The following is a 10,107-nucleotide window of genomic DNA, read 5'->3' as shown; positions in this document are numbered from 1 at the left end:
TTTCCGTGCATTATTGCGACTAAAGGTATGTTAATAAGCCAAAGTCAATTTTGAAACTATCTCTGTGACTGGGTTTCAAACACCTGAATCCTTACTTGAACCTTAGCAAAATTAAGAGCTTGAAACCTGAATTAATTGTAAATTATGAGTTAACTATTCCTGTAAAACGGTCTTTGATACAATCCTAGTTTTCTTGAGGTCTGCTTCCGAAAGTTCTTCTCCAGCTTGCAGGCGAGTGGCGGAAGTTTGCAACACTGTCGCCGCCCCTTTATCTCCGATTTGTAAAGCGGTTTTAGCAGCCGTTTGTAGCATCGTGGCTGCACCAGTGCGATCGCCTTGTTCCAATTTCGCCTCAGCTAACTGGGTTTGGCGATACTTCGCTAATGCTAAAATAGATTGTTGTACCTGGGGATTTAACGCTGGTTGATACGCCCGCACCACATCTGCATACACTGGCACGAGGGGCGAAAGTAAACCTTGTTCATTAACCAACGGGTTATCATAACGGATTTGCAGATGTGCGATCGCTTGTTTTCCTTCTGGCAATTGTCCCAAATAAATGTTAGCCAAAACTACCCGTTCTACATCCTGCATCAAATCTCCCAAACGTACAGCAAAACTACCATCAACTTCTGGTTCTATTGGTAACTCAATTGTGTCTGGGGCAACTTGGGCAATGGGTTTCAATTCTGCTAGTCGGACATTAGGTACTAGAGATAACAGCAAGTAGGCATTAGTTAGCCCTATAGACTGAATCCGCCCAAACAAGCGACTAAATTGATCCACAGCTTGTTCAGGACGTTCAATATGGGCTAAAGTCCCACCACCGACATCAGCAATTTTTTCTAGCAAATCCTGATTCCAGCTATTGCCAAATCCGAAAGTGTTGATAGTTAAGTTCAGCTTGGCAGCCTTTTGCGCGAGTTGAAGACAGCGCTTGTTATCATCTCGCCCAATATCCCACTTCCAAATTCGCAAACTGCGATCACCATGTCCATCTGTCAAGAGAAACGCCTGGGAAACAGCGCCTCTTGTCCCCTTCATCAGTTCTGTAATTCCCAATTCCAAGCCCTCAGCAATTACAGTACCGCCGCTAGCACTGAGTTTGCTTCTAATTTCAGATTTGATGCTTTCGGGGTCTTGGATCACTTGGTTGGGGATAATCACTGCCGCAGAACCGGAAAAAGCCACAACTGAGATGCGATCGCCTACTTTTAACCGATCGATTAATCCTTCCACTGCCTGAATCACCGTTTTAATTGGTTGTCCATGCATGGAACCGCTTTTATCCAAAATTAAGCAGAGATTAAGCGGCAGATTTTGGTCAAACTCGCCAGCGATTGCAAAAATCGTCATTGCTAATTGACGTTGGCTACTTGTTTGAGCCACATCAACATTAGAATCATTTAACGCCGATAGCAATTTAACTTTCATTGAGGAGGGGTATCTTGCAAAACTGTTTTGGAAACCATCCGGGTTTTCTTGCGATCGCTTTCGGATAAATCTTGTCCAGCTTGCAAACTGGTGGCAGAATTTTGTAACACCGTCGCCGCCCCTTGATCTCCCATTTGCAGGGCAGTTTTAGCAGCTGTTTGTAACATCGTCGCTGCACCAGTGCGATCGCCCTGTTGCAATTTCGTCTCGGCTAACTGAGTTTGACGATACTTAGCTAATGCTAAAATAGAGTGTTGCACTTGGGGATTGGGGTCTGCTTGATAATTTTTGACTACATGGGCATAAACTGGGATATTTGGTGTAAATAAACCTACCTGGTTAGCGGCTGGATCATCGTAACGGACTTGCACATTAGCGATCGCTTGTTCACCTGTTGGCAATTGTCCCAAATAAATATTAGCTAAAATCACCCGTTCTGCATCTTTCATTAAATCTCCCAACCGCACAGAGAAACGTCCATCAGCTTCTTGTTGCAGTGGTAACTCAATTGTGTCTGGGGAAACTTGGGCAATCGGTTTGAGTTCTGCTAACCGGATATTGGGCATCAGGGAGAATAGCAGATAAGCATTAGTCAATCCCACCGTTTGAATGCGGCTGAACAGGCGACTAAACTCCTCCACTACCTGATCGGATTTTTGAATGTAAGATAAAGTACCCAAACCAGCATCGGCAATTTTTTCTAAAACATCTTGGTTCCAATTGTCACCAAATCCCAAAGTGTTCAAAGTCAAATTATAACTAGCCGCTAATTCGGCGAATTTCAAACAGCGATTATTATCACCGTGTTCATTTTCCCCATCGGTTAATAGGAAGGCTTGGGAAACAGTATCTTTTTTGCCCTTTGCCAACTCTTCAATGCCCAAGCGTAGTCCTTCATCAATCGCAGTCCCACCATCGGCAGATAAGTGATTAATTAGCTGTTTGATTTTCTCTGGATTTTCGATGACTTGACTAGGTACTAAGACCTTGGCACGGTGATCGAAAACTACAATACTGAGGCGATCGCCACTGTTGAGTCTATCTACCAGACGAATCGCTGCTTTTTTGACCGTTTCTAGTGATCGCCCGTGCATCGAACCACTATGATCGAGAATTAAGCATAAATTCAGGGGTACATTCCGGTCTAAAGCCTCTGCGATCGCAGAAATCGAAATTCCCAACTGACGTTGACTGTTCAGTTGATTCGCGTCCAAATTACCATCATTCAAGGCAGGCTGCAAACTAACCTTCATAACTCAAAGTCCTTATTACGGATATACATTTTTATAAATAACTTCAAAGCAGTACTTTAGCTCTACGGAAAACCTATCCAACATAAATACACTAATATAATCAGAATATCTTAGAAGCCACGCATTGGCAGATGCAAAGCCGCCTTAAGCATTAGGGAGAAATCCGCACCTTGAGTCAGGCTAGCATCGCGCTAGGATGTATTACAGTTAACGGCATAGTTTCAGGCGATCAGTTGTTATGGACACTTCCCCAATTAAGGCTGTTCAAGCCCCATATTACGGCGATAACTTCTACCGGACACCGCCGCCAGATTTACCTTCCCTCTTGTTGAAGGAGCGAATTGTCTATATTGGGATGCCACTGGTGCCTGCTGTCACCGAATTAATCGTGGCTGAATTGCTGTTTTTGCAGTCCGACGACCCCGAAAAGCCAATTAAAATCTATATCAACTCCACCGGCACTTCCGGTTACAGTGGCGAACCCATTGGCTTTGAAACCGAAGCCTTCGCCATCTTTGACACCATGAAATATATCAAACCTCCGATCCACACCATCTGCGTCGGTTCCGCAATGGGTATGGCAGCGATGCTTCTCAGTGCTGGTACAAAAGGTTGCCGCGCTAGTTTGCCTCACTCCTCGATTATCCTGCACCAACCCAAAAGTTACGCCCAAGGTCAAGCAACGGATATTCAAATTCGCGCCAGGGAAGTTTTGGTAAATAAAGGGGCGTTAGTTGATATCTTGCATCGCACCACCGGACAGCCGCCAGAAAAAATTATTAAAGATATGGATCGGCTGTTATATCTGACACCCTACCAAGCGAAAGAATACGGGCTGATTGACCGAGTTTTTGAGAAAGAAGAACTCGCAAATCCCCCACTTCCTGCCAGTGTCCTCTAAATTCAGTTAGGAGTTATGAGTTATGAGTTATTTAATACTGCTCATTCTTAACTCTCCTACCGCCCTCAAATTATTAAAAAGGGAGTAACGAAAATGCCTATAGGCGTTCCTAAAGTTCCTTACCGGATGCCCGGAGGACAATATACAGATTGGATTAGCATCTACGATCGCCTTTACCGGGAACGGATTATATTCTTGGGGCGAGATATTGATGATGAAATTGCCAATCAGATCATCGCTGTAATGCTGTATCTGGACTCAGATGATCCAGGTAAAGATATTTATATATACATCAATTCCCCTGGTGGGATGGTTACATCAGGCATGGCTATTTTCGACACCATGCAACATATCAAATCAGATGTAGTGACTATTTGCGTAGGTTTAGCGGCTTCAATGGGGTCTTTCCTGCTGGCAGCTGGCACCAAAGGCAAACGGCTAGCATTACCTCACTCACGGATTATGATTCACCAGCCTTCAGGTGGCACCCGTGGACAAGCAAGCGATATCGAAATTGAAGCTAAAGAGATTCTGCGGATTCGTCACGAGCTGAATGGGATTTATGCTGATAAAACAGGTCAGACCATAGCAAAGATTGAAAAAGATATGGATCGCGACTTTTTCATGTCTGCCGAAGAAGCAAAAGAATACGGTTTAATTGACCGTGTGATTGAAGAAAGAAGCTCGGTAATAGTAGGGGAGTAGGGAATAGGGAGTAGGGAGTAGGGGGGATGAGGGAGAAATAACTCCAAACTCCTGTACAGACGCGATTAATCGCGTCTCTCCAAACTCCTGTACAGACGCGATTAATCGCGTCTCTCCAAATTCCCCACTCCTTTCCCCAAACAAACTGTCAACATCAAACTTTAAAATAGCAAATTAGCCCTTATTATTAATGGTTTAGGCTGGAAGCAAATAGCTGATAGCCTTTAGCTGGATATTCGATAGCTCATAGCTCAAGATGGATCTGGGAGATTGCTACCGTTTATTGGGTTTAAGGTCGGGAGCCTCTTTTGCCGACATCAAAGCGTCTTATCGACGACTGGCGCAGCAATATCATCCCGATATCAACCCAGATGACAACAAAGCCAAAGATAAGTTTATTGCCTTGACAGAGGCTTACAAACTCCTGCTGACGGTAGTACTGCCAGAGGAAAGTGCTGGACATTCAACCCAGGTGTCAACATCTGGGCGTGATGACGCTAAGGCAACGCAGTGGCAGAAAACACCAGTAACAACGGTGACAAGCCAACAACTAGGAAAACTAAAGCCGCCTAATCTATTAGAAATAGAAGAACGGCTAAAGTGGAAGACTTATGAGCAATTGCAACGATTTTTGCAAGAAAGACGATTTCCTCAAGCGATCGCACTGGCGGAAGCTTTAGCAGCTCGTTTGTCAACAGATGCAGAAGTCCGCCAATGGCTAGCGATCGCTTATCAAATTTGGGGACGGGCGCTAATTACCGAAAATCAGCTGCTCAAAGCCAGAATTTATCTCAAAAAAGCTTTGAAAACAGACCCCCATAATAAAAGTCTCTGGTATGAAGTGCAGCGCGATTTCCAACGCTTGGAACAAATTTTTTAAGGATTATTACAAACTATTTGTAGGGGCACAGCATTGCTGTGCCCCAACTGTGTATTGTATCCAAGCGATAACCACTATAAATAAATTTCTCAAAAATGATGCCAGTTAATTTTGGATTTTAGATTATCTTCAATCCAAAATCCAAAATCCAAAATCTAAAATTGGTACGATCATCGTGGCCATCCGCGCAACACTGCTCCTAATGTAGCGATTCCCTCAACAATCTTCTGTGTTGTTTGAAAACTAAAAGCTAACCTGATGGCATCATCCCCCTGTCCATTGGCGTAACAGCGAGTCCCTGGCAGAAAACTGACGCCATGTTCACTGGCCTCGGCTAGGAGTGCTTTGGCGCTGATGTCTGGCGGCAATTTACACCAAACGAAAAAGCCGCCATCTGGTCGTAAGGCAACGATATCACTGGGAAACTCTTGAGCGATCGCTTCTAACAACAAATTACACTTATGCTTGTAGCAGGCGATTAGCTGCTGAATGTGATTATCTAGTTTCCCTGTGGCACAGTAGCGAGCGACTACATGGCTGATAAATGGCCCCACAGTCCCCTCACTTTTGAACATTGCCAGCCGCTCAATAATCGCTGGATCGCCACAAGCCCAGCCCAACCTTACACCAGGCGCAATAATTTTCGAGAAGGTACTCACATATAATACCCACCCATCCTTGTCGAGGGTTGCCAAGGGTGGCACAGTTTCCCCTTGGAAGCGCAAATCGCTATAAGCATCGTCTTCCACCACTACGACGCCATACTCAGCCGCTAACCCTACCAGTTTTTGGCGGCGAAATAACGGCATAGTAGAGCCTGTAGAATTGTGAAAGGTCGGGATGGTGTAAATAAACCGGGGTCGAATGCCCTGTTTCTTCAAGTCGCTTAATGTTACTTCTAAGGCATCTACATCCATCCCCAACTCATCCACAGGAATAGTAATCAGGTGTGCGCCAGCCTGGACAAATCTATTAACTACTCGCAAGAAGGTTGGACTTTCCACGATTACCACGTCACCAGGTTCGACAAATACATCTGGTAGCAAGCCGAGAATCTGAGTGGAACCGTAGCCAATGATCAAGCGATCGCGATCGGCAGCGATTCCTTTAGCCTGCAAGCGGAGAATAATTTGCTCATATAGTTGAGCTGAAGGTGGCCCGTAATTGAGAGCGATCGGAGCCTCTTCTGCTAGGACAGCCGCACTTGCAGCAGCCAAATCAGTATGGGGAAAGAAAATTGGGTCAGCTAGACCGTAGGTAAAGCTCACAGTGGCGATTTTGGTTAACTCTGTACCGTAGGTTAGTGGTGCGAGGTTTCTAGCTCGTTCGGCGAACAAATCACTAATTCGGTAAGCAGAAGTGGTAGGAGCCATAAGTAGTTCAAAATTGAGAGTCAGAATACAAAACACACAACAAGGCGACTAGCTAAAAGTCAGATCGGAGCAAGCCTTTAATTTGTTAGCAAAGCAGGAGCGTCACTTTTCAAGAGAGTGGGGGTCTTAAACTTTCGTCATGAGCCAGAATCCACTATAGACTTCTTGCATAAATCAAAAAAAGAACCCCACCCCGCCTTTGACTTACGTTAAATTCTCCCCTAAGAGCCTGCGGGGAGGGGCTGGGGGTGGGGTGTTAGGGACTGGTCTTATGAATTCTGGTTTTTGACGAATGTATTCTTTCTTATAACATCATTACAAGTATCGTGAATATTGACTGATAGAACGGAATTACTAGAGTGAAATTAATTAACTTCAATTGGCAGCAGCTAATTCTAGGCTTAGGCTGTCTGCTACTAATGATTGGCTGTAAAAGTTTCTATCCCACTACTAACTCAGATGCTAAACCTCTCAAGGTGGCGACAGACCCCACCTTTGTCCCTTTTGAAATCCAAACGGCTAGCGGGAATTTGGAAGGTTTTGATATTGATTTGATGAATGCGTTGGCACAGCCCACCGCAGGTCTTACCCTGAGCCTGTCGTTCGCGCAGCGTCTCGTAGAGAAGGGCATCGCTAAAGTAGCAGGTTTTACAGTCCAGTTTGAAAGTCTACCCTTTGATGGCATGATCTCGACTTTGCAAGCGAAAAGAGTCGATGCCGCAATCAGTGGGATTACGATTACCGCCGAACGCCTGAAAACAATTGCTTTTTCACGACCTTATTTTAAAGCCGGACTAGCGATCGCTGTACGTGAGGACAACCAAAATATTAAAGACTTCAAAAGTCTCCAGGGGAAAAAAATTGCTGTACAAATTGGTTCAACTGGGGCAGATTTTGCCAAAACCATCCCCAACGCCAAAATTAGTACTTTTAATTCTGGTCCAGAATTTTTCCAAGATTTGCTCAATGGCAACGTTGATGCTGTGGTTAGCGATGCTTTTGCTACTTTATATGCGATTAAAAATGGCAAACTCAAAGGCATCAAAGTTGTTGCCGATCTGCTCACCCAAGAATACTACGGGATTGCTACACCTAAACCCGCATTTCTCACAAGCTTGAAATGCAGAGGGGCAGAGGGGCAGAGGGGCAGAGGGGCAGAGGGGAAAGAACTTGTACAAATCTCTCCCCTGCTCCCCTGCTCCCCTGCTCCCCTGCTCAAGAGCACAAGGTTTTGAGAGATGTGGTGAGAAATCCGGGCTAAAGACTCCCCCTATCTGGATCTAATTAACAAAGGTATAGCGACTTTGTTATCCAATGGCACTTACAAGCAAATTTATCAAAAATGGTTTAACGCTGAACCTCCGCAATTGCCAGACTCTTGGCCATAGGGCAATTCAATTTTGGATTTTGGTGAAGCAGCGCGGGAACAGGGGGTTTCCCCCATGAGTGACTGCTGAACCCGTTCGCGCAGCGTCTCCCCTTGGGAGAAGGGATTGACGATAGCGGAGCGTTAGCGAGTCCGCGATAGCGGAGCGTTAGCGAGTATTCGAGCGTCGCGTCTTTTGGATTAAATTTCAATTCTTTAATCCAAAATCCAAAATCTAAAATCTAAAATTCTTACTCCTCATCTCCCCCTGCTCCCCCATTTATAAGGAATTGGCTGCCAATATATTAAATATTTATCTAATATGCGTCACAATTAATACTGCCACCAAAATTTATTGATCAACTACAATCTCTTGTAGGTCTACTGTAGTCAGGGGCAGCCAATTGTGGCACCTTGGATCTTAGTGGCTATAAGCACCTTGGAACGGGAATTAAGGAACTTCCACTATGCTGATTTGCCCTCAGTGTAAATTTGAAAACCCCAATAGCAATAAATTCTGTCAAAACTGTGGCACGTCCCTGACTCACAAAGTCTGTCCTGAATGCAGTACCGATGATGTACCTGTGAATGCACTACGCTGTCATAACTGTGGTACGGAATGTGGAACAGTGTTTTGGGCAATTATTGCTAAGGAAACGACTGGGGAAGCTTTGGGAGATCAGGGAGATCAGGGAGATCAGGGAGTAATATCCGGCTCATCTGCTTTATCTGCTAGTTCTCAGATTGGATTAGGCTCCTATTTAGACTCCCAAGAGCGCTATCAATTGTTAGATCCGCTACCTGCACAAACGGAAACTGCCACCATTACTGATGTAGGTGTGAAAGTTCTAGACTGCCAGCCGTATCAAATATCACCTATTGAGGCAATACTAGCAGGTCAGCAATCAGATTTGCTAACGCCATCAGTGGAAGCAAGTGCAATTCCTCGCCTTGCTAAAGTTTATATTGCCTTACAATCCCAAGGTCTGCGGGAGATACCGCCGATTCACGATGCATGGCAGCAGGGTGAGATCCAGGTAGTAATAATCGAAAACCGCTCGCATTGGCAGCATTTACTCGACCTATGGCAAGAAGAAACAACGAGTTCGTTAAAAATTTTACACTGGTGTTATCAAATGACCCAACTTTGGGCAGTATTGGAACCAGTAAATTCTTGTCAAAGCCTTTTAGATTTGTCGAATTTGCGATTGGATGAAGACCAAACGCTAGGGCTACAAAGGTTGTATGTAGAATCATCGAATTCTCAGCCCGCCGCCGAGTCGCCAGAAGATGGCGAAGACCAAACATCTGCTATTCCAGAGCAACCGTTAACCATTCAAGCTTTGGGGCGGGTTTGGCAAACGCTATTTAAGCAGTCTCAACGTACTCAATTTGGCTCTGTAGTCCAGATGTTGGGGGATTTAGATGCAGGTAAGATTCAGACGATCGCCCAGTTGCGATCGCGTTTGGAGGAAATCTCTGTTGAACTGGAAGCACTAGAAACCGCAACTTTGCCCCCAATAAACGATGAAAATACTGCGGTGCCCACTATCCCGCAATTAGATGAGCCAGAAGAGATCATTAGCAAAATTGATGATATGCAAACTGTTGTGCTGGACATGCAGTTAAATAGCTTGGAAGATGCAGGATGCACAGATGTGGGGCGTCAACGTGATCATAACGAAGACTACTTTGGCATTGAAACCAAAATTCATCAGTTGCAGCTGCCTAAAAGTGGAGTTCTCCAAGGGCATGGTTTGTATATTCTCTGTGATGGTATGGGTGGACACGCTGGCGGCGAGATAGCCAGTGAGTTAGCAGTCAACACCCTACGGGAATACTTTCAAGAACACTGGATTGCCAACCAACTGCCAACAGAAGATAGCATTCGTGAGGCAGTGTATTTAGCTAATGAGGCAATTTACAAGCTCAATCAACAAGATGCCCGTTCTGGAGTGGGGCGCATGGGTACAACTCTGGTAATGCTCTTAATTCAAGATACTCAAGCGGTAGTTGCTCATGTGGGAGATAGCCGTCTCTATCGCTTGACGCGCAAGCGGGGACTAGAACAAGTCACATTAGATCACGAAGTTGGACAACGGGAAATTACGCGCGGAGTGGAAGCAAGCATAGCTTACGCCCGCCCAGATGCCTACCAACTCACTCAAGCCTTGGGGCCTCGTGATGAAAACTCG

General features: G+C 45.2%; 8 protein-coding genes and 1 pseudogene. 6 read left to right on the top strand and 3 right to left on the bottom strand.

Translation table 11 applies throughout. The annotated features are described in order from the left end of the window. Positions 1-153: 153 nt before the first annotated feature. Entirely contained in the window at positions 154-1,434 is a 1,281-nt protein-coding gene (locus ACYTXL_RS18315) for a vWA domain-containing protein (protein ID WP_461925990.1), read from the bottom strand. Then, complete coding sequence (locus tag ACYTXL_RS18310) at positions 1,431-2,687, bottom strand: vWA domain-containing protein (RefSeq protein WP_461925989.1); 1,257 nt, start codon at positions 2,685-2,687, stop codon at positions 1,431-1,433. The genes ACYTXL_RS18315 and ACYTXL_RS18310 overlap by 4 nt, the downstream gene beginning before the upstream one ends. A 238-nt stretch (positions 2,688-2,925) precedes the next feature. Between ACYTXL_RS18310 and ACYTXL_RS18305 the strand changes: the two genes are divergently transcribed. The 3 genes from ACYTXL_RS18305 to ACYTXL_RS18295 all read left to right on the top strand — a co-directional run bounded on the left by ACYTXL_RS18305 (position 2,926) and on the right by ACYTXL_RS18295 (position 5,173). Further along, a complete protein-coding gene (locus tag ACYTXL_RS18305; protein ID WP_292798361.1) occupies positions 2,926-3,588 on the top strand; it encodes an ATP-dependent Clp protease proteolytic subunit in 663 nt (220 codons plus the stop codon). A gap of 93 nt (positions 3,589-3,681) precedes the next feature. Then, on the top strand, positions 3,682-4,293 hold the full coding sequence (locus ACYTXL_RS18300) for an ATP-dependent Clp protease proteolytic subunit (protein WP_292798359.1): 612 nt from the start codon (positions 3,682-3,684) through the stop codon (positions 4,291-4,293). A 256-nt stretch (positions 4,294-4,549) separates the two neighbouring features. Beyond that, complete coding sequence (locus tag ACYTXL_RS18295) at positions 4,550-5,173, top strand: J domain-containing protein (protein ID WP_461925988.1); 624 nt, start codon at positions 4,550-4,552, stop codon at positions 5,171-5,173. Between the two features lie 170 nt (positions 5,174-5,343). Here ACYTXL_RS18295 and ACYTXL_RS18290 read toward each other — a convergent pair whose 3' ends face one another. Then, positions 5,344-6,546 carry an aminotransferase-like domain-containing protein gene (locus tag ACYTXL_RS18290; protein ID WP_461925987.1) on the bottom strand — a complete coding sequence of 401 codons (1,203 nt, stop codon included), beginning with the start codon at positions 6,544-6,546 and terminating at the stop codon, positions 5,344-5,346. Positions 6,547-6,965: 419 nt separating this feature from the next. On the opposite strand from ACYTXL_RS18290, the pseudogene ACYTXL_RS18285 reads away from it, so the two are divergent. The 3 genes and pseudogenes from ACYTXL_RS18285 to ACYTXL_RS18275 all read left to right on the top strand — a co-directional run. After that, a pseudogene (locus ACYTXL_RS18285) lies at positions 6,966-7,637 on the top strand (basic amino acid ABC transporter substrate-binding protein); the annotation flags it as partial. A 159-nt stretch (positions 7,638-7,796) separates the two neighbouring features. Further along, complete coding sequence (locus ACYTXL_RS18280) at positions 7,797-7,934, top strand: transporter substrate-binding domain-containing protein (protein ID WP_461925991.1); 138 nt, start codon at positions 7,797-7,799, stop codon at positions 7,932-7,934. 445 nt (positions 7,935-8,379) lie between these two features. Continuing rightward, positions 8,380-10,107 (top strand): serine/threonine phosphatase (locus ACYTXL_RS18275; protein ID WP_461925986.1); only part of this gene is annotated, 1,728 nt, incomplete at its 3' end.

Source organism: Nostoc sp. (assembly GCF_054880495.1).
This window is presented reverse-complemented; position numbering and strand designations above follow the sequence as displayed.

What these genes read in the sequence shown, in the direction of transcription:
- ACYTXL_RS18295 (WP_461925988.1), top strand. Translation starts at nt 4,550, where the DNA reads ATGGATCTGGGAGATTGCTACCGTTTATTGGGTTTAAGGTCGGGAGCC.
- ACYTXL_RS18290 (WP_461925987.1), bottom strand. Translation starts at nt 6,546, where the DNA reads ATGGCTCCTACCACTTCTGCTTACCGAATTAGTGATTTGTTCGCCGAA.
- ACYTXL_RS18305 (WP_292798361.1), top strand. Translation starts at nt 2,926, where the DNA reads ATGGACACTTCCCCAATTAAGGCTGTTCAAGCCCCATATTACGGCGAT.
- ACYTXL_RS18315 (WP_461925990.1), bottom strand. Translation starts at nt 1,434, where the DNA reads ATGAAAGTTAAATTGCTATCGGCGTTAAATGATTCTAATGTTGATGTG.
- ACYTXL_RS18300 (WP_292798359.1), top strand. Translation starts at nt 3,682, where the DNA reads ATGCCTATAGGCGTTCCTAAAGTTCCTTACCGGATGCCCGGAGGACAA.
- ACYTXL_RS18310 (WP_461925989.1), bottom strand. Translation starts at nt 2,687, where the DNA reads ATGAAGGTTAGTTTGCAGCCTGCCTTGAATGATGGTAATTTGGACGCG.